The organism is Mycobacterium sp. NGS40, from assembly GCF_059812735.1.
This window is the reverse complement of record NZ_JCALDG010000116.1, coordinates 1-603: the sequence shown is the minus strand read 5'-3', so window position 1 is coordinate 603 and position 603 is coordinate 1. Positions and strand designations below refer to the sequence as shown.

Below are 603 nucleotides of genomic sequence, written 5' to 3'. Positions count from 1 at the left end.
CGTTCAGACGTCTAGGAAGCGAACGTCCTTGGCGTTACGGGTGATAAAGCTGCGACGCGCATCGACGTCCTCGCCCATCAGGATGGAGAACAGCTCGTCGGCCGCAGCGGCGTCATCGAGGGTGATCTGGCGCAGCACCCGCACGGTCGGATCCATCGTGGTTTCCCACAACTCCTTGGCGTCCATCTCGCCCAGACCCTTATAGCGCTGGATGCCGTCGTCCTTGTTGATCTTCTTGCCGGCCTTCTGCCCGGCCTCGAGCAGGCCGTCGCGCTCACGGTCGGAGTAAGCGAACTCCGGCTCGCTGCGCTGCCACTTCAGCTTGTACAACGGCGGCTGCGCCAAGAACACATGCCCGTGCTCGATCAGCGGCCGCATGAACCGAAACAGCAAGGTGAGCAACAGTGTGGAAATGTGTTGTCCGTCAACATCGGCATCGGCCATCAGCACGATCTTGTGGTAGCGCAGTTTGGTGATGTCGAACTCGTCGTGGATGCCGGTGCCCAACGCGGTGATGATCGCCTGGACTTCGGTGTTCTTCAACACCCGGTCGATGCGCGCCTTTTCGACGTTGATGATCTTGCCGCGCAACGGCAGGATCGC

General features: G+C 60.9%; 1 protein-coding gene. It reads right to left on the bottom strand.

From position 1 onward, the window contains the following. Positions 1–3: 3 nt before the first annotated feature. The coding region (locus AC5Y5O_RS32190; protein ID WP_500028768.1) for a toprim domain-containing protein at positions 4–603 on the bottom strand (600 nt) is incomplete at its 5' end.